Consider the following 26211-nt stretch of genomic DNA (forward strand, 5'->3'; position numbering starts at 1 on the left):
ATGGCTTTCATCAGTGAGTGGTTCTGGTTCTTTCTTCTGCTGCCCATCGCGGCGGTCAGTGGCTGGATCATCGGCCGTCGTGGCGGCGAGCGGCATAGCGACACACAGGTCAGCCGGCTCTCGACGACCTACTTCCGCGGCCTGAACTACCTGCTCAACGAACAGCCCGACAAAGCGATCGAGCTGTTCCTGCACATCGCCGAACTCGACAAGGACACTTTCGAAACCCAGGTCGCGCTCGGCCATCTGTTCCGTCGTCGCGGCGAGGTCGATCGCGCGATCCGTCTGCACCAGGCGCTGGTGCAGCGTCCGGGCCTGAGCGACCAGCAGCGCGTGCAGGCGTTGCTCGCGCTGGGCGAGGATTACATGCGCTCGGGTCTGCTCGATCGCGCCGAGACCGTCTTCTCCGATCTGGTCGCGCTGGACATGCGCGCGCCGCTGGCACTGCGTCATCTCATCGGCATCTACCAGTCCGAGCGCGACTGGGACAAGGCGATCGAGAATGCTCGCCGCTACGAAGAGGCCACGGGCGAGCCCATGGGCAAGCTCATCGCCCAGTTCGAATGCGAGCTGGCCGATCGCCATCGTGTTGCAGGCGACACCGACGCCGCGCGCGAAGCGGTCAAGCGCGCCTACGAGGCCGATGCCAACTCTGTTCGTGCCGGCATGATCGAGGGGCGTTTGGAAGTGGACGCAGGCAACGACGCCGGCGCGATCCGCGCATTCGAACGCGTGGCGCGTGTGGATCCGGACTACCTGCCGGAGATCCTGCCGTCGCTGCTGGATTGCTATGCCCGCGTGGGCGATGCCACCGGCGCGCGCGCGTTCCTGGCCGAAATGACCGAGCACTACCGCGGCATCGCGCCGGTGCTTGCGCTTACGCGCATGGTCGAAGGCGAAGAGGGTGTGCCGGCGGCACGCGCATACCTGGCGCGCCAGCTGAAGGATCGTCCTTCGGTGCGAGGCGAAGCGGCGCTGATCGACCTGACCCTGGCCGAAGGTGCCGATCCTGCGGCCACGCTGCACGATCTGAAGCACATCACCGACCAGTTGCTCGTGCGCAATCCGAGCTACCGGTGCAACCGTTGCGGTTTCGGTGCGCGCAGCCACCACTGGCAGTGCCCGAGCTGCAAGGAGTGGGGCACGATCAAGCCGCTGCTGAACTACGCGGTGGTCTGATCGCATGCTCGAATGGCTGGTGTTGCATTTCTGCATCGCGGTGGCGGGCACGTGGCTCGCGCGCCGTTACGCGATCCGGCAAGCGCTGGTGGACCAGCCCGGTGAGCGGCGCAGCCACACCGTGGCGACGCCGCGCGGCGGTGGCATCGCGATCGTGATCTCGCTGCTGGTCGCGGCGGCCGCGCTGGGAGTGCGCCATCCGGATCAGGCGCCTTTGATGCTCGCCTTCGGCATCGGGCTACTGCTCGTGGCGGGCATTGGCTGGGTGGACGATCACCGGCCGTTGTCACCGTGGTTGCGCCTGGGCGTCCATGTCCTGGCATCGGCGCTTTTCGCGCGGGTCATCGGCGATGCGTACGACTCGGTGCTGGTGGGCATTGCCGCATTCGCCGGAACGCTGGTGCTGACCAACGTCTGGAACTTCATGGACGGTATCAACGGCCTGGCCGCGAGCCAGGCGCTGATCGCGGCCCTGGGACTGGCCGCGCTGGCCGGCGGGGCCTGGAGCCTGTTGGCGCTGGCCCTGGCGGCAGGCTGCGCGGGCTTCCTTCCCTTCAATTTCCCGCGCGCGCGCATCTTCATGGGCGACGTAGGCAGCGGTGCGATCGGCTTTGCCCTGGGCGCCTTGTGCGCCGTGGCGGGCGCGCGCCTTGGCGACAAGGCGACACTGGTCCTGCTCCCGGTCTCGGTGTTCCTGGTCGACGCCGGCCTGACCCTCCTGCGTCGCCTCCTGCGAGGCGAGCGTTGGTGGACCCCTCATACACAGCATGCCTATCAGGCCTGGGCTCGAGGCACCGGTCACGGTCGCGTAACCCTTGCCTATGCAGCCATTTTGCTATTGGTCATACTTCTGGGCTGGGGGGTTGCACCGCGTGATGCGTTCTTCATCGCCGGTACCACAGCTGCGTGGTATATGTGCTGCGCTTTTTTTTGGCTTGCCCTGCAGAAGAAATTCTCGGGCGCAGCTTCCTGATTGAATATTGGCAGTTCGAAAGACGAAGAAGGGGCGAAGGATGAGCTCATGGCGTGATCGGTTGAAAGGCGGCCTGCCGCGCGTTGCGGTGGTTGCGCACGATCTCGCGATGGTCTGGGTTGTTTGGCAGGCCCTGCATCGTCTGCGTTGGGGCATCGAGGCCAATGCGCCTACGATCCCGCTGTGGTCGGCCGAGATCGCCCTGGTCCTCGCGGCCCAGGGCCTGGTGTTCTGGCAGGTCGGCCTGTATCGAGGGCTTTGGCGCTTCGCCGGCGTTCCCGACCTTTGGAACATCCTGAAGGCATCGGTCCTGGGCTTGTTCGCCATCGTCCTGGGCCTGTTCCTCTACAACCGTCTGGGAACCGTCCCGCGCACCGTCCTGGTGCTGTATCCGCTCGTGCTGATGGGCATGCTCGGCGCGCCGCGACTGCTGTACCGCGCATGGAAGGACAGCCGCGTCGAATCGGCCACCAAGGCATCGGTGCGCATCCTCATTCTCGGCGCCGGGCATGCGGGTGAGGCGCTGGTGCGCGACCTGCGCCGTTCGGGTACCTATCAGCCGGTGGGTTTCCTCGACGACGCCGTGCGTCTGCGCGGGAGCAAGGTGCAAGGTGTGCCCGTGCTGGGCCGCGTGCAGGACGTTGCCGAGATCGCCCGCGAAACCGCGGCGAAGCTGCTGGTGATCGCCATGCCGTCCGCCGATGCCAATGCGCTGCAGCGCGTCGTGGTCGCCTGCGAACGCACCGGCCTGCCGTTCCGCATGGTGCCCAAGCTCCAGGATGTGCTCGAAGGCCGTTCGCTGCCGGGCGAGCTCAAGGAAGTCGCGATCGAAGACCTGCTCGGCCGCAAGCCCGTGCTTCCGGACTGGAAGGCGATTCGCGGCTGGCTCGGTGCGCGCTCGGTGCTGGTCACCGGTGCCGGTGGTTCGATCGGCTCGGAGCTGTGCCGTCAGTGCGCTCGTCACGGCGCGCGTCGCATCGCCCTGATCGAGATCGACGAACTTGCGCTGACCACGACCGAGGCCGCGCTCAAGCGCGACTTCCCGGACCTGGAGTACATCTCCGTCCTCGGTGACTGCGGCGATCCGGCCGTGATCGCGCACGCGCTCAAGCTCGCCGAGCCCGATGCCGTATTCCATGCAGCCGCGTACAAGCAGGTGCCGTTGCTCGAATTGCAGTTGCGAGAGGCGGTGCGCAACAACGTGTTGGCCACGGAGACCGTCGCCCGCGCTTGCCGTAACTCGGACGTGGGCACCTTCGTCCTCATCTCCACCGACAAGGCGGTCGATCCGGTCAACGTGCTGGGTGCGACCAAGCGGCTTGCCGAGATGGCCTGCCAGTCGCTGGCCGGCCAGCGCGCCACGCGCTTTGTGACCGTGCGGTTCGGCAACGTGCTCGATTCGGCCGGCAGCGTCGTGCCGCTGTTCCGCGAACAGATCCGCGCCGGTGGCCCGGTCACCGTGACCGATCCGGAGGTCACGCGATTCTTCATGACCATCCCCGAAGCCTGCCAGCTGATCCTGCAGGCCTCGGCGATCGGCACGCATGAAGCCATCTACACCCTCGACATGGGCGAGCCCGTGCCGATCCGCCTGCTCGCAGAGCAGATGATCCGCTTGGCTGGCAAGCATCCTGGGCGCGACATTGCCGTGGTTTACACCGGTCTGCGGCCCGGTGAAAAATTGCACGAGACGCTTTTCCACGCGGATGAGCGCTACCGTCAAACGGCACATCCCAAGATCCTGCAGGCCGAGCCGCGAGATGTTTCGGCCGCGCATATCGACAACGCGATCGGGCAGCTGCGCGACGCGAGTGTCCGTTACGACCTGGACCTGCTCGGCCACCTTCTGCGGATGGCCGTGCCGGAGTTCCAGCCGGTGGGTGCACATCCTGATTACCAGGAATCGGCCACCGTGGTGGCGTTTCCCGCACGTAACGCCAGGAAGGTTTGATGTCCGCACGCATTCGCAAGGCTGTTTTCCCGGTCGCCGGTCTGGGGACCCGCTTTCTCCCGGCCACCAAGACGGTTCCGAAGGAAATGCTGCCGATCATCGATCGGCCGCTGATCCAGTACGCGGTCGATGAGGCCATCGAGGCCGGTTGCGACACGCTGATCTTCGTGACCAACCGCTACAAGCACGCCGTCGCGGACTACTTCGACAAGGCCTACGAGCTTGAGCAGAAGCTTGAGCGCAGCGGCAAGACCGAACAGCTGGAACTGGTGCGCAACGTGCTCCCCGAAGGCGTGCGCGCAGTGTTCGTTACCCAGGCCGAAGCGCTGGGCCTGGGCCATGCCGTGTTGTGCGCGAAGCCGGTCGTGGGCGATGAGCCCTTCGCCGTGTTGCTGCCGGACGATCTCATCTGGAATCGCGGCCCGGGTGCACTCAAGCAGATGGCGGACGCGGCCGAAGCCACGGGCGCGAGCATGATCGCCGTGCAGGATGTTCCGCATGAGCAGACCGCGAGCTACGGCATCGTGGCTACCGACCCGTTCCAGTCGCGCCAGGGTCGCATCCGCGGCATCGTCGAGAAGCCCAAGCCCGAAGTGGCACCGAGCAACCTCGCCGTTGTAGGCCGCTACGTGCTCAATCCGCGCATTTTCTCGCTGCTGGAGTCCACGCAGCCCGGTGCCGGCGGCGAGATCCAGCTGACCGACGCCATCGCGGCGCTGCTGCAGGAAGAGGCGGTCAACGCGTACCGCTTCCAGGGCACGCGCTTCGACTGCGGCACGCACATTGGCCTCATCGAAGCCACGATCCGCTATGCGCTCGACCACGAGAAGCTGAGCGATTCGGCGCGTCAGCTGATGCAGAACGCGCTGTCCGAACTGGGCGTCGAAGAGCTGGGCTGAGCCCGCGCAGGAAGGCCCGTCGCGTCGCTAGACTGTGTGGATGCAAGCGGCCGCGTATCCGCCGGCCGCGAAGGTGTCCATGGCGATGACCGGCCTGAGTTCCAACTACTACACCGCGACCGTCCCCGAGCGTGAGCTCGGGTTCGGCCAGCTGCGTGGCGCGAGTTCCGCGAGCGTGTGCGTGGTCGGAGGCGGGTTCGCCGGCCTCAACACCGCGCTGGGCCTGGTCGAACGCGGGGTGCGCGATGTCGTCCTGCTGGAGTCGCACCGGGTGGGCTTTGGCGCGTCGGGGCGCAACGGCGGTTTCGTGTTCGGCGGGTTCTCGCGCGGCGAGGACAGCCTGATGCGTGAGCTGGGGCCCGATCGCGCGCGCCGCCTCTATACCGGTACCACGCAGGCGGTCGAACTGATCCGCGCCCGCACCGATCGTTACGCCATCGATTGCGACCGCGTCGACGCGGGCGTGCTGTGGGCCAACTGGTTCCGTGATCCTCGCGTGCTGCGTGAGCGACAGGCGCTGCTGCAGCGGAACTACGACGTGCATTGGGAATGGGTTGCGACTGAAAACCTGCGCGCACGGGTGCGGACGCAGCGCTACCACGATGGCCTCTTCGAGCCCCAGGCCTTCCATTTCCACCCACTGAAGTACGCACGTGGGATTGCCCGTGCGGCGATGGCGCAGGGTGTCGCGATCCACGAACAGTCGCCCGCCATCGCGCTGGAACGCAATGGTCGGGGATGGCGCGTGCGCACCCCTGATGGTGCGGTGGAGGCGGACCAGGTCGTGCTCGCCTGTGGCGGCTATCTGGCCGGATTGCGTGAGGAAGTGGATGCCGGCGTGCTGCCGATCGCGACCTATGTGATGGTGACGCAGCCTCTGGACGCGCGTCTGGACGAGATCATGACCACGCGCGCGGCCGTTTATGACACGCGCTTCGCTTTCGATTACTACCGCCCGTTGCCCGATACGCGGCTGCTGTGGGGCGGGCGCATTTCGGTGCGCGACCGTTCCCCAGCGGAAGTGGAGAAGCTGCTCTACGCCGACATGCTCAAGGTGTTCCCGCAACTGGATGGCGTGCGCATCGATCACGCCTGGTCCGGGCTGATGAGCTATGCGCGGCACCAGATGCCGCAACTGGGCGCGATCGATGATGGGCTGTGGTTGGCGCAGGCATTCGGTGGGCACGGAGTCGCACCGACGACGTTCGCGGGCGAACTGCTGGCCAGCGCAATCGCGCAGGGCGACGAACGCTGGCGCGAACTGAGCCACTATGGGCTGGTATCGGCGATGAAGCCCGTCGGCTTCATCGGCGCGCAACTGAGCTACTGGTGGGCCGAACTCCAGGACGAATGGAAAGACCGCGTGGAGCGGGCGAGGGCAGGATGAGCGAGACGATCAGCTGGGGCGACTTCGAAAAGGTGATGCTCTGCGCCGGCACAGTGCAGCGCGTGGAGGAGTTCCCCGAAGCACGCAAGCCCGCGTGGAAACTGTGGGTGGACTTCGGCCCGCATGGCGTGCGCAAGACCAGCGCGCAGGTCAGGCATCTTTACTCCGCCGAAGATCTCGTCGGCCGCCAGATCGTCGGCGTCATCAATTTTCCGCCCAAGCAGGTGGGACCGTTCATCTCGGAATTCCTGCTGACCGGATTCCCGACGGACGAGGGCGTGGTGATCACCACCATCGAGCGACCCGTCCCCAACGGAACCCGCATGGCCTGAGATCACGCAGACCCGCAAGCAAAGAAGGCGGCCGCGGCCGCCTTCTTTCGTTCCGTCGTCAGTGGACTTACTTCGCCGGCGTCACGCGGGCGTCTTCGCCGCTGCCCTGGATGAAGACCTTCTGTCCGACGCGCAGGTTGGTCGGCTCCTGTGTCACCGACACGAGCACGCCGTTGGTGAGTCGCACGATGATGTCGTGACCCGGAATCGGCTGCTGGTTGCGCCGCTGGACCTGGTTGCCGGTGACCGCGCCGCCGATCGTGCCGAGCACCATCGCCACATCGCGCCCGGTGCCGCCGCCGATCAGGCTGCCAACGCCCAGGCCGAGTGCGCCGCCGACCACTGCTCCCAGGCCCCGGGTCTTGGTGTTGGAGATCTGGACGTCGGTGATCTGCTCGATCACGCCGGAGCGGACTTCCACGGCGCCCTGCATGGAGCCGGGTGTGGTCGTGGCGCACGCCGCGAGCAGCGTCAGCAACATGGCGATCAACATGGAACCTGCGGGATTGCGCTTAAACATGGAGTTCTCCTTGTCGAAGGTCGAGCGGGGGCGAGGGCGTATGACTCCCGGCGTGGGAAGGGGGGCCCCCGGCGCCTGCCTGCGACACGACTTCAACGAGACGGCGCATCGTGATGCTCGGCTCAGCGGTGCGACAGCGACGTGAAGAGGGCGAGAAGGCCGCAACGCAAACGGGCGGCCTCGCGGCCGCCCGTTCGGGTACTGCATGCGTGCGGCGTCAGAACGCTTCGAAAATACCCGCCGCGCCCATGCCGGTGCCGATGCACATCGTCACCATGCCGTACTTCTGCTGGCGGCGACGCATGCCGTGCACGATGGTCGCGGTGCGGATCGCACCGGTCGCGCCCAGCGGGTGGCCCAGTGCGATCGCGCCGCCCAGCGGATTGACCTTGGACGGATCCAGGCCGCTGTCGCGGATGACCGCCAGCGCCTGCGCGGCGAAGGCTTCGTTGAGCTCGATCCAGTCCAGCTGATCCTTCGTCAGACCCGCCTGCTTGAGCGCCTTCGGGATCGCCGCGATCGGGCCGATGCCCATCACTTCCGGCCGTACGCCGGCGACGGAGAAGCTGACGAAGCGCGCGAGCGGTGTCAGGCCGTAGTCCTTGATCGCCTGTTCCGACGCAAGCAGCACGCCGGCCGCGCCATCGCTCATCTGCGAGCTGTTGCCCGCGGTGACGCTGCCGCCGAACTGGCCGTTGCGGAACACGGGCTTGAGCTTGGCGAGTCCTTCGATCGACGAATCCGGGCGCGGGCCTTCGTCGATCTCGACGATCGACTTCTTGACGCGCACGAGGTTGCCGGCCAGGTCGGGAATGCGCGAGATCACTTCATACGGCGTGATTTCGCTCTTGAACTCACCGGCCTGGATCGCCGCGATGGCCTTCTGGTGCGAAGCGAGCGCGAACGCGTCCTGCTCCTCGCGCGAGACCTTCCATTCCTCGGCGACCTTCTCGGCGGTGATGCCCATGCCGTAGGCGATGGCGACATTCTCGTCCTTTGCGAAGACCTGCGGACTGAGCGCGACCTTGTTGCCCATCATCGGCACCATCGACATCGACTCGGTGCCGCCGGCGAGCATGAGGTCGGCGTTGCCCAGACGGATCTGGTCGGCCGCCATCGCCACGGCCTGCAGGCCGGACGAGCAGAAACGGTTGATGGTCTGCGCGGCGATGGTGTTGGGCAGGCCGGCCAGCAGCGCGCCGATGCGCGCCACGTTCATGCCTTGCTCGCCTTCGGGCATGGCGCAGCCGATGATCGCGTCGTCGATGCGGCCCAGGTCGATGCCCGGTGCCTGCGCGACCACGGACTTGAGCACGTGGGCGAGCATTTCGTCGGGACGGGTATTGCGGAACACGCCGCGCGGCGCCTTGCCGACCGGAGTGCGGGTGGCGGCGACGATGTAGGCGTCTTGGATTTGCTTGGTCATTGTCTGATTTCTCCCGTGACGGGATTCGAGATTCGGGATTGGGGATTCGATGAAAGCGGGAAGTGCGAGTTTCGGGAGCCGCTATTGCGAATCCCGAATCTCGAGTCCCGAATCTCAGTTCCTCAAGGGCTTGCCGGTCTTGAGCATGTGCGCGATGCGTTCCTGCGTCTTGGGCATCTGCGCCAGCGCGACGAAGTGTTCGCGTTCGAGCTTGAGCAGCCATTCCTCATCCACCAGCGCGCCACGATCGACTTCGCCGCCGCACAGCACGGTGGCGATGCGCGTGGCGATCTCGTAGTCGTGCTTGGAGATGAAGTAGCCCTCCAGCATGTTCACCAGCATCATCTTGAACGTGGCGATGCCGACGTCGCCGGCGACCTGGATGCGGCGTGCGGGCAGGGGCGGGCGGTAGCCGGATTCGGCCAGTGCGCGCGCCTGTGCCTTGGCGACGTGCAGCAGTTCGAAGGCGTTGAACACGACGGCGTCGCCCTCGCGCGCGAGCTTGAGTTCCTTCGCCTCGAACGCGGACGCGGACACCTTGCCCATCGCCACGCTTTCGACCGCGGTCTTGAGCTGCGCGAACACGTCGCCGCCCGGGCCGGCCGCTTCGGAGGCGCGCACGGCGAATTCCTTCAGGCCGCCGCCGGCCGGCAGCAGGCCGACGCCCGCTTCGACCAGGCCGATGTAGCTTTCCAGCGCGAACACGGACTTGGCCGCGTGCATCTGGAACTCGCAGCCGCCGCCCAGCGCCAGGCCGCGCACGGCCGCGACGACCGGCACGAGCGAGTACTTGATGCGCTGGCTGGTGGCCTGGAAGTTGGCGACCATCGCCTCGAAGCCCTTCACGTCGCCGGCCTGCAACAGGCCCAGCGCACCGGCCAGGTCCGCGCCGGCGGAGAACGGTTCCTTCGGCTGCCAGATCACCAGGCCGGCGAAATCGCGCTCGGCGATGGAGACGGCTTCCTGCAGGCCGTTGAGCACGTGGTCGTTGACCGTGTGCATCTTGGTCTTGAAGCTGACGACGGCGATGTCGTCGCCTTCGTCGGCCCACATGCGGATGCCGTCGTTCTCGAACACCGTGCGGCCCTGCGAGAACTTCTCGCCGAGCACCGGGTCGGGGAAACGCTGGCGCGCATAGACCGGATTCGACGAGCGCGGCACCTGCGCCTTGCGCGCGGGGCTGTAGCTGCCGTCCTTGTCGTGCACGCCGTCGCGGCCGTCGAACACCCAGTCCGGCAGCGGTGCGCTGCTCATGGCCTTGCCGGCCACGATGTCCTCGGCGATCCAGTCGGCAACCTGCTTCCAGCCCGCGGCCTGCCAGGTCTCGAACGGGCCCAGCGACCAGCCGTAACCCCAGCGCATGGCGAAGTCGACATCGCGCGCAGTTTCGGCAATTGATTCAAGGTGATAGGCGCTGTAGTGGAAGCTGTCGCGGAAGATCGCCCACAGGAACTGCGCCTGCGGATGCTCGCTGGCGCGCAGGGCGGCGAACTTCTTCGCCGGATCCTTTTCCTTGAGCAGGGCGGCGACACCGGCATCGAGCTCGCCGGCCGAGGCGCGGAAGTCCTGCGCGGCTAGGTCGAGCACGAGGATGTCCTTGCCGCGCTTGGTGTACACGCCGGCGCCGGTCTTCTGGCCCAGCGCGCCTTTCTCGATCAGCGCCGCCAGCCACTTGGGCGCCTTGAAGTACTTGTGCCACGGATCGTCCGGCAGGGTGTCGGCCATGGTCTTGATGACGTGCGCCATCGTGTCCAGGCCGACCACGTCGGCGGTGCGGTAGGTGGCGGACTTCGGGCGGCCGATGGCCGGGCCGGTCAGCGCGTCGACCGTGTCGAAGCCCAGGCCGAACTGCTCGGTGTGGTGCATGGCGGCCAGCATCGAGAACACGCCGATGCGGTTGCCGATGAAGTTCGGGGTGTCCTTGGCGATCACCACGCCCTTGCCGAGCGTGGTGGTCAGGAAGGTTTCCAGCGCCGTCAGCACATCGGCGTCGGTGGTCTTGGCCGGGATCAGCTCAGCCAGGTGCATGTAGCGAGGCGGATTGAAGAAGTGCACGCCGCAGAAGCGGTGGCGCAGCTGTTCCGGCAGCACTTCGGCCAGCTTGTTGATGCCCAGGCCCGAGGTGTTGCTGGCCAGGATCGTGTGCTCGGCCACGAACGGCGCGATCTTCTTGTAGAGGTCCTGCTTCCAGTCCATCCGCTCGGCGATGGCCTCGATGATCAGGTCGCAGCCACGCAGCTGTTCCAGGCCGGTCTCGTAGTTGGCCGGCGTGATGCGCTCGGCGAGCGACTTGCTGGCCAGCGGAGCGGGGCTGAGCTTGGCCAGATTGGCGATGGCCTTGCCGACCACGCCGTTGGGGTCGCCTTCCTTGGCCGGAAGGTCGAACAGGACGGTGTCGACGCCCGCGTTGGTCAGGTGGGCAGCGATCTGCGCGCCCATCACGCCGGCGCCGAGCACGGCGACGCGCCGTGCAAGCAGTTTATTAGACATGGTATGCAAGTCCTTGGTTTAGCAAGAAATCAAGATTTGAAACCGGCCGCGGCGAAGCGGATCAGCTCGCGTGCCGCGCGTTCGCGATGGGTCGCCTCGCTGACACCGGTGGGGCGCTTGATCAGCCCGAAATCCGCCATGGCATAGGTGAGGGCGCCGGCGAGGAAGTCCAAACGCCAGTACAGCTCTTCCTTGGTCAGGCCCGGCACGCAGCCGGCGATCGCCTTGGCGAAATCGCGGAGCACGTGGCCGTAGTGGTCCGACAGGAACTTGCGCAGGCGGTCGTTCTTTTCGGCATAGGCGCGGGCCACGACGCGGACGAAGGCGCCGCCGCCGTGGCGGTCCTGGGCCATCGCCAGCGCGGGCTGGACGAAGGCGGCCAGGATCGGCTCGAGTTCGCCCGGATGCTGTTCCAGCGCGGTTTTCAGCGCGCCCAGGCGCTGCGCGCTCATGTCGTCCATGCGGCGGCGGAACACCTCGTTGACAAGGTTCTCCTTGCTGCCGAAGTGGTAGTTGACCGCGGCAATGTTGACGTCCGCGCGGCTGGTGACCTGGCGCAGGGAGGTGCCGGTGAAGCCGAACTGGGCGAACAGCTCTTCGGCAGCGCCAAGAATTCGGTCCTTGGTGGAGAAATGGGCGGTCGTGGCCATGGGTCCTGCGGTGGGGCTGCGGTGGTGACGGAGGGTGAATCAAACGCTTGTTTGATGCTAGTGCTTGATGGCCTGAACCGTCAACGCACACCCGTCCCGGAGGCGCCGGAAGTCCGTGCAAATCCGCCGCGCGATCCGGTAGAATTACCGGAGCCTTGTGGGCTAAACCCGCGTCCTGACGCGGGTTTTTCTGTTATCCTCGGGCGCGAACCAGGCTGGTTCGGCGGCCCGCCTACCCGGAGAGATTCCATGGCGCTGGAGCGCACCCTTTCGATCATCAAGCCCGACGCCGTCGCGAAGAACGTCATCGGTGAGATCTACACCCGCTTCGAGAAGGCCGGCCTGAAGGTCGTCGCTTCGAAGATGAAGCACCTGTCGAAGCAGGAAGCCGAAGGTTTCTACGCCGTGCACCGCGAGCGTCCGTTCTTCAACGCACTCGTCGAGTTCATGATCTCGGGCCCGGTGATGATCCAGGCACTCGAAGGCGAGGGCGCGGTGCTGAAGAACCGCGACCTGATGGGCGCCACCAATCCGAAGGACGCCGCGCCGGGCACGATCCGCGCCGACTTCGCCGACAGCATCGACGCCAACGCCGTGCACGGTTCGGACAGCCTGGAGAACGCCGCGATCGAAATCGCGTACTTCTTCCCGGCCACCGACGTGTTCGGTCGCTAAGGCGCATCCCGCGACAACGGCCATGACCACGCAACGCGAACGCATCGACCTCCAGCTTGCTGGCGACACGCCGGCAATGGATTCGGCCGCGCGCGTCGAAGCGGGCGTGGCCGCCAAGCACGCGGTCGAGTCGACGATGAATCCCGCGCCGGCCTCGGCCGGCGCGCGGACCAACCTGTTCGACCTCGACCGCGCCTCGCTCGAGCGTTTCTTCGAAGAGACGCTCGGCGAGAAGAAGTTCCGCGCGCACCAGGTGATGAAGTGGATCCACCACCGCTACGTCACCGATTTCGCCGACATGACCGATCTGGGCAAGGCGCTGCGCGCCAAGCTCGAGCAGCACGCTGAAGTCCGCGTGCCGCAGGTGGTGTTCGACAAGGCATCCACCGACGGCACGCACAAGTGGCTGCTCGGCATGGATCCCAAGAATGCCATCGAAACCGTGTACATCCCCGACAAGGGGCGCGGCACGTTGTGCGTGTCCTCGCAGGTGGGCTGCGCGCTCAACTGCCAGTTCTGTTCCACCGCCACCCAGGGCTTCAACCGCAACCTCTCCACCGCCGAGATCATCGGCCAGGTGTGGGTCGCCGCGCGCCACCTGGGCAACGTCCCGCATCAGCAGCGCCGACTCACCAACGTGGTGATGATGGGCATGGGCGAGCCGCTGGCGAATTTCGACAACGTCGTGCGCGCGATGAGCATCATGCGCGACGACCTGGGCTACGGCCTGGCGAACAAGCGCGTCACGCTCTCGACCGCCGGCATGGTACCGATGATCGACCGCCTCGCGCTGGAGAGCGACGTCTCGCTCGCCGTCTCGCTGCATGCGCCCAACGACGAGCTGCGCAGCGAGCTGGTGCCGCTCAACAAGAAGTACCCGATCGAGCAGTTGATGGACGCCTGCGTGCGCTATGCGCTGCGCAAGCGCGGCACGTCGGTCACCTTCGAGTACACGCTCATGAAGGGCGTGAACGATCAGCCGCAGCACGCGCGCCAGTTGCTGCGCCTGTTGCGCCAGTTCGACAACGCCGTGCAGATGAAGGACGCGGCGAAGGTCAACCTGATCCCGTTCAACCCGTTCCCCGGCACCCGTTTCGAGCGCCCGGACGACGCGGCCATCCGTGCCTTCCAGAAGCTGCTCAACGAGGCCGGGATGATCGCCCCCGTGCGCCGCACCCGCGGTGACGACATCGATGCCGCCTGCGGTCAGCTCAAGGGGCAGGTCATGGACCGCACCCGGCGCCAGGCGGAATTCCAGAAACAACTGAAGGCGCAGGGCCTCGGCAACGAGGCGGCGTGATGTCAGGAGCCCGCTAAGCATGGATGTCCGCGGCCGACCGCTGAACCTCACGATCACGACCGTCATGGCGGTCGCAGTGCTGGCGGCCGGTGCGTGCAGCCGCACGCCGTACATCAAGCAGGACTTCAAGCGGCAGGACTTCGAGCGGACCTCGCCGGAGGTCAACGTCAGCGGCACCGAGCGCACCAAGGGGGCCGTGGCCGCCGCGCGCTCGCTGGAGCTGGCGCAGATGCGACTGATCGCGGGCGACTACGCCGCTGCCGAGAAGGAAGCGCTCAAGGCGCTGAAGCTGGATCCGAATTCCGCCGACGCCGAGACCGTACTGGCTGCCGCTGCCACCCGCCGCGGGGACCAGGCCGAAGCCGGTCGCCACTACCTGCGCGCGACCGAGCTGGCCCCGGGCAACGGCGCCGTGCAGAACAACTACGGCGTATGGCTGTGCCGCCAGGGCCGGGCCGCCGAGTCGCTGGCCTGGTTCGACAAGGCCCTCACCGACACCCGCTACACCACACCGTCGGTGGCGCTGGCCAATTCAGGCAGTTGCGCAGCTCGCGCCGGCCAGGATGCCCGCGCCGGTCGCGACCTGCGCCGCGCCATCGCGCTCGACCCGCAGAACGCGACTGCGCTCGGGGCGCTCGCGGAGCTTGAGTTCCGTCAAGGAAACGCATTCGAAGCGCGTGCATTCTCCGAGCGCCGCTTGTCGGCTGCACCAGCCGATCGCGCTGCGTTGCAGCTTGCGTCACAGATCGAAGAGAAACTCGGCGACACGGTAGCCGCCGCAAGATACGTTCAGCGAATGAGGGCGGAGTTCCCGCAGACGCAGGGCTCCGGCATGGGGGATGACGGAAAGCGATGAACTCGAACCAACTCGCGCCTGAGATGGGCGCCAGCATAGGCGTGCGTCTGAAGCAGGCCCGCGAAGAGGCGGGGCTGTCGCAGGAGGACGTCGCTGCCAGTCTGAAGATTCCGGTCAAGGTGATCCGGCAACTCGAATCGGGGGATTCGAGTCAGCTCGGCGCACCGGTCTTCGTCCGTGGTCAGCTGCGCAGCTATGCCCGCCTGCTCGGGGTCACCCTCGAGGAAGAGCTGGGGCAGGCCGCCCGCCCGATCGCACCGTCCGAACTGGTCAGCCACACGCACACGCCGCGCTACCGCCGCGTGTTCGAGCAGGCCACCCGGCGCGCGATCTATATCGTGCTGACGGCGGCCATCGCGGTGCCGATCTGGATGGCCTCGCGCGAACTCAAGAAGGACGACACCCAGGTCGAGACGCTGGACGTGGCGACCGCTCCCGCAGGTGACGCGACAAATGCCCAGCCGGCCGCGCCGACGCCGGGACATCGCACGCCGCTGGTCGCCTCCATGGCGACGTTGCCGAGCCAGCCCGCCGCCACGCAGCCGGCGTTGTCGCTCACTTTCACCGGCAACAGCTGGGTCGAAGTGCGTGGCGCTGACGGCCGCGTGCTTGAGAGCGGTGAGCTGGGCACGGGTCAGCAGCGCAATTACACGGTCGGCGAAGTCTCGCGCATCGTGCTCGGCAATTCTTCGGCGGTCCAAGTCCGCCAGGCCGGCCGCACCGTCGATCTGACGCCGTTCAGCCGAGCGAACGTGGCGCGCTTTACGCTATCCTCTGACGGTTCCCTCACGCCGGGCGACTGACCGGCACCGCGGGAAATCCTCACCGCACCGGCCTGCATCGCGGGCCGGTGTTCCTCATTGGATTCCCGCCTTCGTGGCGGGCGACAGAGCATGGCAGCCAGCGAATGGCGATTGACGATCTTCTCGACGAACACGAACAAAGCGAACGCGTCCTGCAGTGGCTGCGCAACAACGGCGCCGGCCTGATTGGCGGTATCGCGCTGGGTCTGGCGGCGATCGGCGGCTGGAAGTGGTGGGAACACCGCGGCGAGCAGCAGCGCATGGACACGGCCACGCAGTACCAGTCCGCGCTGGATGCGATCGAAGCCAAGGACAAGGGCGCCGATGCCAAGGTCAAGGCATTGGCCGACGGCAGCAGCTACCACGCGCTGGCCTCGCTGGAACTGGCGCGCTCGCAGGTCGACGCGAAGCAGAACGACGCCGCCCTGGCCACGCTGCGCGGCATCCACAGCAACGACCCGGCGATCATGCAGATCGTCAACCTGCGCATCGCACGCTTGCTGATCGAGAGCAAGCAGGCCGACGCAGCACTGAAGCTGGTCGCCGACGCGGATACCGCGTCCGGCATCGAAGTTCGCGGCGACGCCCATCTGGCGCTCGGCCAGAAGGAACAGGCGCGCACGGCGTACACCGAGGCGATGGCCAAGCTCGACGTGGCTTCGCCGCACCGCCGCCTGCTCGAACTCAAGCTCACCGAAGTCGGCGGCACGCCCGCCAAGCCCGAGGCCAAGTCCTGATGAAGCACCGCTCCATGCTGCTGCGTACCTCCGTCGTGCTGTTGTGCGCTGCTTCGCTCGCCGGCTGCTCGACGATCAAGGGCTGGTTCGGCGGCGACAAGAAGAAGGACGACGGCAAGCCCAACGAGCCGACCGAACTGACCGACATCACGCCTTCGGTGACGGTGTCCAAGATCTGGTCGGCGAATGCGGGCAAGGGCGAGGGCCGGATCGGCGTTCGCCAGGGGCCGATCGTGGCCAATGGGCGCGTCTTCGCGGCGGCCATCGAAGGCGGCGTGCACGCCTTCGACCTGCAGACCGGCAAGCAGGTCTGGGAGTACCGCACCGAAAAGAAGAGCAACGTGCGCCTGTCCGGTGGTCCCGGCGTGGGCGAGGGGCTGGTCGTGATCGGCGGGCTGGACGGCGAGGTCATCGCCCTCGACGAAAACACCGGTGAGCTGAAGTGGCAGGCCAAGGTGCCCAACGAGGTCATCGCGGCGCCGGCCATCGGCATGGGCTCGGTGTTCGTGCGCTCCAACGACGGCCGCGTCACCGCTTTCGACGCCGCCAACGGCGAACGCCGCTGGTTCTGGGTGCAGGAAGTGCCGATGCTGTCCGTACGCGGCAACGATGGCCCGGTGCTCGGCCCCGGCTATGTCTTCATCGGCAACGATGACGGCACGGTCTCGGCGCTGTCGGCCACCGACGGCCGCCCGATGTGGGAACAGGCCGTCGCACAGCCGGAAGGTCGAACCGAACTGGATCGCATGGCCGACGTCGACGGAACGCCGGTGCTGGAAGGCACCATGCTCTTCGCGACCAGCTTCAAGAAGCAGACCGTGGCGATCGATGCGCCCAGCGGCCGCCCGATGTGGTCGGCCGAGCACGGTGGCGCCGGCCGCGTCGGCCTGGGCAGCGACCGCATCGTGGTCACCGACTCCACCGGCGCTGTCTTCGGCCTGGACAAGAACAGCGGTGGCGCCTTGTGGCAGCAGCCCGGGCTGGTTCGCCGCAACGTGACCGGCGCGGCGGTGCAGGGCGATTTCGCCGTGGTCGCCGATTTCGATGGCTACGTGCACTGGCTGAAGCTGGACAACGGCGAGTTCGCCGCACGCCAGCGCGTCGGCGGCAAGGCGGTGAAGGCCGCCCCGGTGGTCGCCGACGGCATCGCCATCGTGCAGAACGTCAACGGCGAGCTGACCGCCTTCCGCCTGCAGTAACCGCGCCCTCGGCGCACGGCGGGGCACGCAACGGTCCGGGTGACGAACCCGGGCCGTTTCCCTTTTCACGCCCGGGCCGTCATCATGGCCGCCCCGGCCCGGTGCTCATCGGTCCCGATGCGCGCCGGAGGATTCGCCATCCAGGGCGCCACGCCCGGCGAATCCCCACTCCTCATCTCCAATCCGGCTCTTTCACCATGCTTCCGCTCGTCGCCCTCGTTGGCCGTCCCAACGTCGGAAAGTCCACTCTCTTCAATGCGCTCACGCGCACCCGCGACGCCCTGGTCCATGACCAGCCCGGTGTCACGCGCGATCGCAACTACGGCGTGGCCCGGCCGGAGGGCAAGCGTGCCTTCGCCGTCGTCGACACCGGCGGCATCGCCGGCGAGGACGAGGGGCTGGCCGGCGCCACGGCGCGGCAGGCGCGCGCGGCGGCAGAGGAAGCCGACCTGGTGCTGTTCGTGGTCGATGGTCGCGAAGGCGCCTCGGCGCTGGACGACGACATCCTGGCCTGGCTGCGCAAGACCGCGCGCCCGGCGATGCTGGTGGTGAACAAGACCGACGGCCTCGACGCGCAGTCCGCGATCAACGAATTCGCCCGCTACGGCATCACCGACGTCATCGCCGTGTCCTCGGCGCACCGCCAGGGCATCGACACGCTGATCGACAGCGTCCTGGCGCGCGTGCCGGAAGAAGGCACGGCCACCGAACTGGATGCCGATCCCGCGCGCATCCGCGTGGCCTTCATCGGCCGCCCGAACGTGGGCAAGTCGACGCTGGTCAACCGCCTGCTGGGCGAGGAGCGGATGATCGCCTCCGAAGTCCCCGGCACCACGCGTGACTCGGTTTCCATCGACATGGAGCGCGACGGCCGCCTGTATCGCCTGATCGACACTGCCGGCCTGCGCCGCAAGTCGCGCGTGGACGAGGCGGTGGAGAAGTTCTCCATCGTCAAGACGTTGCAGGCGATCGAGCAGTGCCAGGTCGCCGTGATCATGCTCGACGCCGGCGAGGGCATCACCGACCAGGACGCCACCGTGCTCGGCTATGCGCTGGACGCAGGCCGCGCGCTCGTGGTTGCCGTGAACAAGTGGGACGGACAGACCGACTACCAGCGCCAGCAGACCGAGGCGCTGCTGGCGCGCAAGCTCGGCTTCGTGGACTGGGCCGAAGCGGTGCGCATCAGCGCCAAGCACGGTTCGGGCCTGCGCGAGCTGTTCCGCGCGATCCACCGCGCACACGCGTCGGCCACGCACGAATTCAGCACCAGCGAAGTCAACAAGGCGCTGGAAGTCGCGTACGAAACCAACCCGCCGCCGACGGTGCGCGGCCACGTCGCCAAGCTGCGCTATGCGCATCCGGCGGCGAACAATCCGCCGACCTTCGTCGTGCACGGCACGCGCCTGCGCACGCTCAGCGACACCTACAAGCGCTATCTGGAGAACTTCTTCCGCAAGCGCTTCAAGCTGGTGGGCACGCCGGTACGCTTCGTCTTCAAGGAAGGCACGAACCCGTATGAAGGCAAGAAGAACGTGCTGACCGAGCGTCAGGTCGCGAAGAAGCGGCGCATGATCCGGCACGTGAAGAAGGGCAAGTAACGCAGCAGCGCGCTCGCGCATCACGCGAGCGCCTTGGCCGCTGCGTCATCCCGGCGATGGCCGGGATCCAGGCCCGTACCGCCTGACGACACATTCCCGCAGAACTGGCTCGCCGGTGTCCGTCATCTTTCTGATGCGACGCGAGCCTGGGTCCCGGCCTTCGCCGGGATGACGAAGTGATTGGTCGCCCATGACCTGGTTGGTCTGCGCCTGCGCGGGTCCCTTCGCGCCGACGCCGTAAACTGCCCCCATGCCGCCCATTCCCGTAAGCGACATCACCCTGGGCCTCCTCGCCGGTGGCCGAGCGACGCGGCTCGGCGGCATCGACAAGGCCTGGCTCGAACGCGACGGCGTACCGCAGGTCGTGCGCTGGCAACGGCGGTTCGCTCACGAAACCGCCGCGTTGCTTGTCAGCGCCAATCGCGATCTGCACCGTTACGAGGCCGCAACCCTGCGCGCCGTAACCGACCGGACGGGGCGCGACATCGGCCCGCTCGCCGGCCTCGACGCGCTCGCGGCCGCATGCGAGACCCCGTGGCTGCTCACGCTCCCTGTCGACCTGGTCGGCGTAAACGAATGCCTGCTGCCCACGCTCATCGCCGCCGCGCACGAGCTGGGCGCCTTCGCCGTCGACGATGACGGTCCTCAGCCGCTGGTCGCCCTGTGGCGCGTCGATGCGCTGCGCCGGGCCATGCCCGATGCGCTCGCCGGCAACGGCGCGGTGCATGCATTGCAGCGCGATCTGGGCATGGCATCCGTGCGCCTGCAGGGCGTACGCTTCGGCAACCTCAACACGCCCGACGACCTCGCCGCAGCCGGCGTCGTCGCGCAGACGAAACCCCAGGCATGAGCGACTTCCCGATCCAGCTTCTCTTCGACGATGCCGTCGCGATCATTCGCGACGTCGCCGCCCGGCACCGCCTCGACAACGAAACGCTGCCGCTTTCGCGCACCCATGGCCGCATCCTGGCCGGCGACGTCGACGCGCCGATCGCCTTGCCGCCGTTCGACAACAGCGCGATGGACGGCTTCGCACTGCGGCACGTCGATCTGATGGAGGGCGAAACCGCACTGCGGCTGGTGGACGAGCAGTTCGCCGGACGTGCGCGGGACATCACGGTGGGCGAGGGCGAATGCGTGCGCATCACCACCGGCGCGCCGATGCCCGCAGGCGCCGATACGGTGGTCATCAAGGAGAACACGCGCGTCGAAGGCGATCGCGTCATCGTCGTCACGCCGCCGGAAGTGGAGGCGAACGTGCGCCGCGCAGGCGAGGACGTGCAGGCCGGCGAACGCGTGCTGCACGCCGGTGTGCGATTGACGCCGGCGCGCGTGTCGCTCGCCGCGTCGCTCGGACTGTCGTCGCTGACGGTGGTGCGCAAGCCGACGGTGGCGGTGTTCAGCAGTGGCGACGAACTGGTCGAGCCGGGTCTGTCGCTGGCACCTGGCGAAATCTACGACAGCAACCGCGAACTGCTGATGGGTCTTCTGCGCGCCGAAGGGTTGGAACCCACCGCGTGGCCACGCCTGCCGGACGACCCTAAGCAGGTTGAGATTGCGCTTCGCGACGCCGGCTGCGCGTTCGATCTGATCATCACGTGCGGCGCGGTCTCGGCCGGCGAGAAGGACCACATTCCGGCCGTCATCGCGCAGTTCGGCCAGGTGCATTTCTGGAAAGTGCGGATGAAGCCGGGCATGCCGGTGCTGTTCGGCAGCCTCGACCAGGCCCGCGTGCTGGCGCTGCCGGGCAATCCCGTGTCGGTGTTTGCGACCTTCCTCGGCTTCGGCCGTGCCTTGATCGACGCGTTGCAGGGCCGCACCGAGCCGCGTCAGGTCGAGCGTGCGCAGTTGGTCGCGCCGGTGGAGAAGTCGCATGCGCGGCGCGAGTTCGTGCGCGCGCAGGTGACGTGCGATGAGCATGGCGTCCTGCGCGCCGACCCGAACCCCGCCGTCGGTTCGCACCGCCTGCGCGCAGTGGGCGAGTCCAATGCGCTGATCGTGATCCCCGATGGACCACAGCGTTTGGCGGCCGGTGCCGTGGTCGAGGTCCTGCGGTACGCCTGAGACGGGCATGAGGGGCGATAATCCCCGCATGGACATCGAACTCATCGCGCCTGCCGAGGCCCTGCGCCGCCAGCGCCAGGGCGCGCTCATCGTGGACGTGCGCGAGTCGCACGAACGCGCCACCGGGTACGCCGAAGGTGCGCTGGGCATCGCCCGTGGCGAGCTGGAAGCCGATCCACGCGCCGCACTCCCGGACCTGGATGCCGACGTGCTGCTGATCTGCCAGAGCGGGCGGCGATCGCTGCAGGCCGCGGAGGCGCTGGCGACGATGGGCTACCGCCGACTCGCATCGGTCGAGGGCGGCACCACGCGCTGGATCGACGAGGGCCTGCCGATCGCGCGCGCCGAAGGCGACCTGGATTTCTACGATCGCTACTCGCGACATCTGCGCCTTCCCGAAGTCGGCGAAGCGGGGCAGCGTCGGCTGCAATCCGCGCGCATCGCGATGGTCGGCGCGGGCGGGCTGGGGTCGCCTGCCGCGTTCTATCTCGCCGCCGCGGGTGTGGGCACGATCGTGCTGGCCGATGACGACGTGGTCGATCGCAGCAACCTGCAGCGGCAGATCCTGCACACCGAGGACCGCATCGGCGTGCCCAAGGTGGAGTCGGCGCGCATCGCGCTGTCGGCGCTCAATCCCACCGTGTCGATCGAGACCTTCCCCGAGCGCATCACGGCGGCCAACGTCGAGCGGCTGATCGAAGGCGCCGACGTGGTGATCGACGGCGCCGACAACTTCCCGGTGCGTTATCTGCTCAACGATGCCTGCGTGAAGCTCGGCAAGCCCCTGGTTTACGGCGCCGTGCATCGCTTCGAAGGGCAGGTGAGCGTGTTCGATGCCGGCCGCCAGCGCGGCCACGCGCCGTGCTACCGCTGCCTGTTCCCCGAACCACCACCGCCGGAAGCCGCGCCCAACTGCGCCGAAGCCGGCGTGCTGGGCGTGCTGCCGGGCGTGATCGGGCTGCTGCAGGCGACGGAGGCGATCAAGCTCATCCTCGGCGCCGGCGAACCGCTCACCGGCCGGCTTCTGCATTTCGATGCGATGGGCATGCGTTTTCGCGAGACGCGCCTGCCGGCAGATCCGGACTGCCCGGTGTGCGCGGCGGGACGGGAGTTTCCGGGCTACATCGACTACGCGAAGTTCTGCGCGGCGTGAGGGCCTGATCGCGCCGTTCCCTTCTCCCCTTGCGGGAGAAGGCGCCCCCGAAGGGGGGGGAAGAGGGACGCTCGCAGCGCGTATTTCGCGCGTACTTCGAACGTCCCACCCCTCTCCCCTGGCCGCCTTCGGCGGCCTGTCCCTCTCAGCTCTGCACTCCCTTCGGTCGCCGCAAGGGGAGAGGGGTAACCACTCGCGTCAGCGCAGGAAATCCGCCAGCGCCTGCTCGAATACCGGATCACCGCTGATCGTGTTGTGCCCGGCGCCGGGCAATTCCACCACTTTCGGTGGCTTGCCCAGCGCGGCGATCAGGCGGTTCGTGTTGGCCGGCGGCACGACCGTATCGAGCGCGGCGCGCACGACCATCACCTCGCCCTGATAACCGCGCAGGCGACCGACGGAATCGAAGCGATCGCGCACGATCCAGCGCACGGGCAGGACGGGGTAGTGCACCTGCGCCACCGCCGCCAGGCTGTCGAACGGCGCCACCAGCACCAGATGCGACACCGGCCGCTGGCTGGCGACGTAGCTCGCCACGCCGCTGCCGAGGCTGGAGCCGATCACCGAGATCGGCTGGTTCGGATGGCGCGAGCTCACTTCGTCGAAGACGGCCAGCGCATCGGCGAACAGCGCCGCTTCCGTCGGCTGCCCTCCGCTGGCGCCGTAGCCGCGGTACGACACCAGGTAGACGCTGCGCTCGGGCAGCAGGCGGTCGAGCATGTCGCGCCGGTGGTGGATGCTTTCGGCGTTGCCGCCGAAGTAGATGACCGGCCGCCCTGCATGCGGGTGCAGCACCCAGCCGTGCAGTTGCACGTCGTCGCGCGCCAGCGCGAAGTCCGTCTGCGGCACGTCGGTCCGCGTGCCCTCGGGCAGGTAGATCAGCTCGCGCTGCTTGGAGAACAACCACGCGCACACCCCTGCGTAACCGAGGATCGGCAACGCAGCCCAGCCCAATAGCTGTTTACGCATCGGCTACCCCGCGTGTTTGCGTTGCGCCGCCTCGAATGCGGCGAGTTGTTCCGGCGTGGCCTCGCGCTGATGCTGCGCCTTCCAATGGGCGAAGGGCATGCCGTAGATCGCCTCGCGGGCTTCGTCCTTGGTCATCGTGATGCCGCGCTGCTCGGCGGCCTCGCGGTACCAGTCGGCCAGGCAGTTGCGGCAGAAGCCGGCGTTGATCATCAGGTCGATGTTCTGCACGTCGGGCCGCTCGTGCATGAGGTGCTGGAGCAGGCGCCGGAATGCGGCGGCTTCGATCTGGGTGGTTTCGAAATCGGTGTCGGTCATGGGGTTCTCTGGGCTTGGGAATTCGGGATCAGGGATTCGTATGCGCCTTGCCGTGAAGGGAGCGCGTTGCTTTTGCGAATCCCGAATACCGAATCCCCAATCCCGCATCTGAGCGATAATGCACGGCCCGACTGTACTCCAGTCGCCTTCAGCCCTACGCCACGGCATGACTGCACCCATGACCCCTCCGGCTCGCATCCTCGACGGCAAGCGCATTGCCGAGGACCTGCTCGACAACCTCAAGAGCCGGGTCGATGCGCGCGTGGCGGCGGGCAAATCGCGCCCGGGCCTGGCGGTGGTGCTGGTCGGCAATGACCCGGCCTCCAGCGTCTATGTGAAGAACAAACGGCGTGCGGCGCAGAAAGTGGGCATCCGGGCGATCGACTACGACCTGCCGGCCGACACCGGCAACGCCGAGCTGCTGACGCTGATCGACGCACTCAACGCCGACCCGGACGTGCACGGCATCCTGGTGCAGCTGCCGCTGCCCGACCGCCGCGACGCCACCGAGCTGATCCACCGCATCGACCCACGCAAGGACGTGGACGGCTTCCACCCGGAGAACGTCGGCCACCTGGCCCTGCGCCAGTTCGGCCTGCGCCCGTGCACGCCGCGCGGCATCACCACGCTGCTGGCCTATACCGACCGCCCGGTGCGCGGGCAAAGCGCGACGATCGTCGGCGTCTCCAACCACGTCGGCCGCCCCATGGCGCTGGAGTTGCTGATCGCCGGCTGCACCGTCACCAGCTGCCACAAGTTCACTCCGCCGCAGGTGCTGGAAACCTCGATCCGCAATGCCGACATCCTGGTCGTCGCGGCGGGCCGGCCGGGCCTGATCCCGGGTGAATGGGTGAAACCGGGCGCTGTCGTCATCGACGTGGGCATCAACCGCCTGGATGACGGCCGCCTCGTGGGCGACGTGGGCTTCGAGGCCGCCGCACAGCGGGCCAGTTGGATCACCCCGGTCCCCGGCGGCGTCGGCCCGATGACGGTCGCCACGCTGATGCAGAACACGCTGGAAGCCGCCGAGGCGGCGGATACGGGGCGCGGCTGGACCCAGGCGCGCTGAGGCGGGCTTCGGCCCGCGGGTCGACCGCGGCTGAAGTCGCTGGATTCCCGCTTTCGCGGATACGACGAGCCACGGGCAGGGCGCATGGAACGCCGCGTCCCGACACCGCAACGCGCGTGTGAATGAATGTTCGCGCTACAATATCTTGCTTCACCCTCTCCGGCCCCCGCCCATGCTGCGCATCCAGGCTGAAGCACTGACTTACGACGACGTTTCGCTCGTCCCGGCCCACTCGACGGTCCTGCCCAAGGACGTCTCGCTCTCGACCCGCCTCACCCGCGACCTGACCATCCGCCTGCCGATCCTGTCGGCGGCCATGGACACCGTCAGCGAAGCCCGCCTGGCGATCGCCATGGCGCAGTTGGGCGGCATCAGCATCCTGCACAAGAACATGAGCGTGCAGGCCCAGGCTGCGCAGGTCGCCTCGGTCAAGAAGTTCGAAGCGGGCGTGATCAAGGAGCCGTTCACGGTCGGCCCCGACACCACCATCGCCGAAGTGCTCAAGCTCACCCGCGCACGCAACATCTCCGGCGTGCCTGTGGTGGATGGCGGCCAGCTGGTCGGCATCGTCACCAGCCGCGACATGCGCTTCGAGACGAAGCTGGACGATCCGGTTCGCCACATCATGACCAAGAAGGACCGCCTGGTGACGGTGCGCGAAGGCGCCGCCGACGAGGAGGTCCTGAGCCTGCTGCACAAGCACCGCATCGAGAAGGTGCTGGTGGTCAACGACGGCTTCGAGCTGCGCGGCCTGATCACCGTGAAGGACATCCAGAAGAAGTCCGACAACCCCAACGCCGCCTACGACAGCAGCGAACGCCTGCTGGTCGGCGCGGCCGTCGGCGTGGGCGGCGACACCGAGGCGCGCATTGAAGCGCTGGCTGCGGCCGGCGTGGACGTGGTGGTGGTCGACACCGCGCACGGCCACTCGCAGGGCGTGCTCGAACGCGTGCTGTGGGTGAAGAAGAACTTCCCGCAGTTGCAGGTCATCGGCGGCAACATCGTCACCGGCGATGCCGCACTGGCCCTGATGGACCACGGCGCGGACGCGGTGAAGGTCGGCGTCGGCCCGGGCTCGATCTGCACCACGCGCGTCGTCGCGGGCGTCGGCGTGCCGCAGATCACCGCCGTGGCGATGGTCGCCGAGGCGCTGCAGGACCGCATCCCGCTGATCGCCGACGGCGGCATCCGCTATTCGGGCGACATTGGCAAGGCGCTGGTGGCTGGTGCATCGACCGTGATGGTCGGCGGCCTGTTCGCCGGCACCGAGGAAGCCCCGGGCGAGGTCGAACTCTTCCAGGGCCGCAGCTACAAGAGCTACCGCGGCATGGGCTCGCTGGGCGCGATGGAGCAGGGTTCCAAGGACCGCTATTTCCAGGACGCGAGCGACGCCGACAAGCTCGTGCCCGAAGGCATCGAAGGCCGCGTGCCGTACCGCGGCCCGCTGCGCGGCGTCGTGCACCAGCTTGCCGGCGGCCTGCGCGCGACGATGGGTTACGTGGGCTGCGCGACGATCGAGGACATGCGCAAGAAGCCCAGCTTCGTTCGCATCACCAACGCAGGCGCGCGCGAGAGCCACGTGCACGACGTGCAGATCACGAAGGAACCGCCGAACTATCGGGCTGGCTGACGCCAGCCCACGGGATTTGGGATTCGGGATTCGGGA

Annotated in this window: 24 protein-coding genes; 18 read left to right on the forward strand and 6 right to left on the reverse strand. The window is 67.4% G+C overall.

Translation table 11 applies throughout. From position 1 onward, the window contains the following. The 6 genes from lapB to AAFF32_RS12395 are packed head-to-tail and all read left to right on the forward strand — an operon-like array spanning nucleotide 1 to nucleotide 6721. Entirely contained in the window at nucleotides 1-1179 is a 1179-nt protein-coding gene (lapB, locus tag AAFF32_RS12370; protein WP_216957982.1) for a lipopolysaccharide assembly protein LapB, read from the forward strand. Nucleotides 1180-1183: 4 nt separating this feature from the next. Further along, the gene (locus tag AAFF32_RS12375; protein WP_342315335.1) at nucleotides 1184-2152 is read left to right on the forward strand and encodes a lipopolysaccharide biosynthesis protein; all 969 of its coding nucleotides are present in this window, start codon (nucleotides 1184-1186) and stop codon (nucleotides 2150-2152) included. A gap of 40 nt (nucleotides 2153-2192) precedes the next feature. Further along, entirely contained in the window at nucleotides 2193-4103 is a 1911-nt protein-coding gene (locus AAFF32_RS12380; protein ID WP_342315336.1) for a nucleoside-diphosphate sugar epimerase/dehydratase, read from the forward strand. Continuing rightward, entirely contained in the window at nucleotides 4103-5002 is a 900-nt protein-coding gene (gene galU, locus AAFF32_RS12385) for a UTP--glucose-1-phosphate uridylyltransferase GalU (protein WP_216957976.1), read from the forward strand. Before AAFF32_RS12380 ends, galU begins: the two co-directional genes overlap by 1 nt. A gap of 40 nt (nucleotides 5003-5042) precedes the next feature. Then, complete coding sequence (locus tag AAFF32_RS12390) at nucleotides 5043-6389, forward strand: FAD-binding oxidoreductase (protein WP_342315337.1); 1347 nt, start codon at nucleotides 5043-5045, stop codon at nucleotides 6387-6389. After that, nucleotides 6386-6721, forward strand: a complete 336-nt coding sequence (locus tag AAFF32_RS12395) for a tRNA-binding protein (protein WP_216957974.1) — start codon at nucleotides 6386-6388, stop codon at nucleotides 6719-6721. The genes AAFF32_RS12390 and AAFF32_RS12395 overlap by 4 nt, the downstream gene beginning before the upstream one ends. A gap of 67 nt (nucleotides 6722-6788) precedes the next feature. Here the strand turns inward: AAFF32_RS12395 and AAFF32_RS12400 are convergent, their stop codons facing one another. The 4 genes from AAFF32_RS12400 to AAFF32_RS12415 all read right to left on the reverse strand — a co-directional run bounded on the left by AAFF32_RS12400 (nucleotide 6789) and on the right by AAFF32_RS12415 (nucleotide 11807). Beyond that, complete coding sequence (locus AAFF32_RS12400) at nucleotides 6789-7241, reverse strand: glycine zipper 2TM domain-containing protein (RefSeq protein ID WP_342315338.1); 453 nt, start codon at nucleotides 7239-7241, stop codon at nucleotides 6789-6791. Between the two features lie 217 nt (nucleotides 7242-7458). Further along, complete coding sequence (locus AAFF32_RS12405) at nucleotides 7459-8667, reverse strand: acetyl-CoA C-acyltransferase (protein ID WP_342315339.1); 1209 nt, start codon at nucleotides 8665-8667, stop codon at nucleotides 7459-7461. A 114-nt stretch (nucleotides 8668-8781) separates the two neighbouring features. Continuing rightward, the gene (locus AAFF32_RS12410; protein WP_342315340.1) at nucleotides 8782-11157 is read right to left on the reverse strand and encodes a 3-hydroxyacyl-CoA dehydrogenase/enoyl-CoA hydratase family protein; all 2376 of its coding nucleotides are present in this window, start codon (nucleotides 11155-11157) and stop codon (nucleotides 8782-8784) included. A gap of 29 nt (nucleotides 11158-11186) precedes the next feature. Beyond that, nucleotides 11187-11807, reverse strand: a complete 621-nt coding sequence (locus tag AAFF32_RS12415) for a TetR family transcriptional regulator (protein ID WP_342315341.1) — start codon at nucleotides 11805-11807, stop codon at nucleotides 11187-11189. 249 nt (nucleotides 11808-12056) lie between these two features. Here AAFF32_RS12415 and ndk point away from each other — a divergent pair, with 249 nt between their 5' ends. From ndk to moeB, 10 genes are all read left to right on the forward strand, one after another. Next, the gene (gene ndk, locus AAFF32_RS12420) at nucleotides 12057-12482 is read left to right on the forward strand and encodes a nucleoside-diphosphate kinase (protein WP_216957966.1); all 426 of its coding nucleotides are present in this window, start codon (nucleotides 12057-12059) and stop codon (nucleotides 12480-12482) included. Nucleotides 12483-12618: 136 nt separating this feature from the next. Next, on the forward strand, nucleotides 12619-13782 hold the full coding sequence (gene rlmN / locus AAFF32_RS12425) for a 23S rRNA (adenine(2503)-C(2))-methyltransferase RlmN (RefSeq protein WP_216961669.1): 1164 nt from the start codon (nucleotides 12619-12621) through the stop codon (nucleotides 13780-13782). A gap of 19 nt (nucleotides 13783-13801) precedes the next feature. Next, entirely contained in the window at nucleotides 13802-14638 is an 837-nt protein-coding gene (gene pilW / locus AAFF32_RS12430; protein ID WP_342315342.1) for a type IV pilus biogenesis/stability protein PilW, read from the forward strand. Continuing rightward, entirely contained in the window at nucleotides 14635-15441 is an 807-nt protein-coding gene (locus tag AAFF32_RS12435; protein WP_216957963.1) for a RodZ domain-containing protein, read from the forward strand. Before pilW ends, AAFF32_RS12435 begins: the two co-directional genes overlap by 4 nt. A 104-nt stretch (nucleotides 15442-15545) precedes the next feature. Next, complete coding sequence (locus AAFF32_RS12440; protein WP_216957962.1) at nucleotides 15546-16178, forward strand: tetratricopeptide repeat protein; 633 nt, start codon at nucleotides 15546-15548, stop codon at nucleotides 16176-16178. Then, nucleotides 16178-17377 (forward strand): outer membrane protein assembly factor BamB, encoded by a 1200-nt coding sequence (bamB, locus tag AAFF32_RS12445; protein ID WP_216957960.1) that lies wholly within the window; start codon nucleotides 16178-16180, stop codon nucleotides 17375-17377. The genes AAFF32_RS12440 and bamB overlap by 1 nt, the downstream gene beginning before the upstream one ends. A 197-nt stretch (nucleotides 17378-17574) precedes the next feature. After that, a complete protein-coding gene (gene der / locus AAFF32_RS12450; RefSeq protein ID WP_342315343.1) occupies nucleotides 17575-18975 on the forward strand; it encodes a ribosome biogenesis GTPase Der in 1401 nt (466 codons plus the stop codon). Between the two features lie 250 nt (nucleotides 18976-19225). Next, nucleotides 19226-19825: an NTP transferase domain-containing protein gene (locus AAFF32_RS12455; protein ID WP_216957956.1), complete on the forward strand. Its 600-nt coding sequence runs from the start codon at nucleotides 19226-19228 to the stop codon at nucleotides 19823-19825. Further along, nucleotides 19822-21039, forward strand: a complete 1218-nt coding sequence (glp, locus tag AAFF32_RS12460) for a gephyrin-like molybdotransferase Glp (RefSeq protein WP_342315344.1) — start codon at nucleotides 19822-19824, stop codon at nucleotides 21037-21039. The genes AAFF32_RS12455 and glp overlap by 4 nt, the downstream gene beginning before the upstream one ends. A gap of 28 nt (nucleotides 21040-21067) precedes the next feature. Next, entirely contained in the window at nucleotides 21068-22192 is a 1125-nt protein-coding gene (moeB, locus tag AAFF32_RS12465; protein WP_342315345.1) for a molybdopterin-synthase adenylyltransferase MoeB, read from the forward strand. Nucleotides 22193-22390: 198 nt separating this feature from the next. On the opposite strand, the gene AAFF32_RS12470 is transcribed toward moeB, so the two are convergent. Then, nucleotides 22391-23161, reverse strand: coding sequence for an alpha/beta hydrolase (locus AAFF32_RS12470; protein ID WP_216957950.1), 771 nt, complete (start codon nucleotides 23159-23161; stop codon nucleotides 22391-22393). A 3-nt stretch (nucleotides 23162-23164) separates the two neighbouring features. Next, nucleotides 23165-23476 carry a DUF1244 domain-containing protein gene (locus AAFF32_RS12475; RefSeq protein WP_216957948.1) on the reverse strand — a complete coding sequence of 104 codons (312 nt, stop codon included), beginning with the start codon at nucleotides 23474-23476 and terminating at the stop codon, nucleotides 23165-23167. A 166-nt stretch (nucleotides 23477-23642) separates the two neighbouring features. Here AAFF32_RS12475 and folD point away from each other — a divergent pair, with 166 nt between their 5' ends. Both folD and guaB read left to right on the forward strand, forming a co-directional pair. After that, on the forward strand, nucleotides 23643-24545 hold the full coding sequence (gene folD / locus AAFF32_RS12480) for a bifunctional methylenetetrahydrofolate dehydrogenase/methenyltetrahydrofolate cyclohydrolase FolD (RefSeq protein ID WP_216957946.1): 903 nt from the start codon (nucleotides 23643-23645) through the stop codon (nucleotides 24543-24545). Between the two features lie 172 nt (nucleotides 24546-24717). After that, nucleotides 24718-26175 (forward strand): IMP dehydrogenase, encoded by a 1458-nt coding sequence (gene guaB / locus AAFF32_RS12485; RefSeq protein WP_216957944.1) that lies wholly within the window; start codon nucleotides 24718-24720, stop codon nucleotides 26173-26175. Nucleotides 26176-26211 lie beyond the last annotated feature (36 nt).

Source organism: Lysobacter sp. FW306-1B-D06B (assembly GCF_038446665.1).
In the GTDB taxonomy this organism is placed as follows: Bacteria; Pseudomonadota; Gammaproteobacteria; order Xanthomonadales; family Xanthomonadaceae; genus Lysobacter_J.

Coding starts and splice junctions, on each gene's coding strand:
- lapB (WP_216957982.1), top strand. CDS start 1: ATGGCTTTCATCAGTGAGTGGTTCTGGTTCTTTCTTCTGCTGCCCATC.
- AAFF32_RS12375 (WP_342315335.1), top strand. CDS start 1,184: ATGCTCGAATGGCTGGTGTTGCATTTCTGCATCGCGGTGGCGGGCACG.
- AAFF32_RS12380 (WP_342315336.1), top strand. CDS start 2,193: ATGAGCTCATGGCGTGATCGGTTGAAAGGCGGCCTGCCGCGCGTTGCG.
- galU (WP_216957976.1), top strand. CDS start 4,103: ATGTCCGCACGCATTCGCAAGGCTGTTTTCCCGGTCGCCGGTCTGGGG.
- AAFF32_RS12390 (WP_342315337.1), top strand. CDS start 5,043: ATGCAAGCGGCCGCGTATCCGCCGGCCGCGAAGGTGTCCATGGCGATG.
- AAFF32_RS12395 (WP_216957974.1), top strand. CDS start 6,386: ATGAGCGAGACGATCAGCTGGGGCGACTTCGAAAAGGTGATGCTCTGC.
- AAFF32_RS12400 (WP_342315338.1), bottom strand. CDS start 7,241: ATGTTTAAGCGCAATCCCGCAGGTTCCATGTTGATCGCCATGTTGCTG.
- AAFF32_RS12405 (WP_342315339.1), bottom strand. CDS start 8,667: ATGACCAAGCAAATCCAAGACGCCTACATCGTCGCCGCCACCCGCACT.
- AAFF32_RS12410 (WP_342315340.1), bottom strand. CDS start 11,157: ATGTCTAATAAACTGCTTGCACGGCGCGTCGCCGTGCTCGGCGCCGGC.
- AAFF32_RS12415 (WP_342315341.1), bottom strand. CDS start 11,807: ATGGCCACGACCGCCCATTTCTCCACCAAGGACCGAATTCTTGGCGCT.
- ndk (WP_216957966.1), top strand. CDS start 12,057: ATGGCGCTGGAGCGCACCCTTTCGATCATCAAGCCCGACGCCGTCGCG.
- rlmN (WP_216961669.1), top strand. CDS start 12,619: ATGAATCCCGCGCCGGCCTCGGCCGGCGCGCGGACCAACCTGTTCGAC.
- pilW (WP_342315342.1), top strand. CDS start 13,802: ATGGATGTCCGCGGCCGACCGCTGAACCTCACGATCACGACCGTCATG.
- AAFF32_RS12435 (WP_216957963.1), top strand. CDS start 14,635: ATGAACTCGAACCAACTCGCGCCTGAGATGGGCGCCAGCATAGGCGTG.
- AAFF32_RS12440 (WP_216957962.1), top strand. CDS start 15,546: ATGGCGATTGACGATCTTCTCGACGAACACGAACAAAGCGAACGCGTC.
- bamB (WP_216957960.1), top strand. CDS start 16,178: ATGAAGCACCGCTCCATGCTGCTGCGTACCTCCGTCGTGCTGTTGTGC.
- der (WP_342315343.1), top strand. CDS start 17,575: ATGCTTCCGCTCGTCGCCCTCGTTGGCCGTCCCAACGTCGGAAAGTCC.
- AAFF32_RS12455 (WP_216957956.1), top strand. CDS start 19,226: ATGCCGCCCATTCCCGTAAGCGACATCACCCTGGGCCTCCTCGCCGGT.
- glp (WP_342315344.1), top strand. CDS start 19,822: ATGAGCGACTTCCCGATCCAGCTTCTCTTCGACGATGCCGTCGCGATC.
- moeB (WP_342315345.1), top strand. CDS start 21,068: ATGGACATCGAACTCATCGCGCCTGCCGAGGCCCTGCGCCGCCAGCGC.
- AAFF32_RS12470 (WP_216957950.1), bottom strand. CDS start 23,161: ATGCGTAAACAGCTATTGGGCTGGGCTGCGTTGCCGATCCTCGGTTAC.
- AAFF32_RS12475 (WP_216957948.1), bottom strand. CDS start 23,476: ATGACCGACACCGATTTCGAAACCACCCAGATCGAAGCCGCCGCATTC.
- folD (WP_216957946.1), top strand. CDS start 23,643: ATGACTGCACCCATGACCCCTCCGGCTCGCATCCTCGACGGCAAGCGC.
- guaB (WP_216957944.1), top strand. CDS start 24,718: ATGCTGCGCATCCAGGCTGAAGCACTGACTTACGACGACGTTTCGCTC.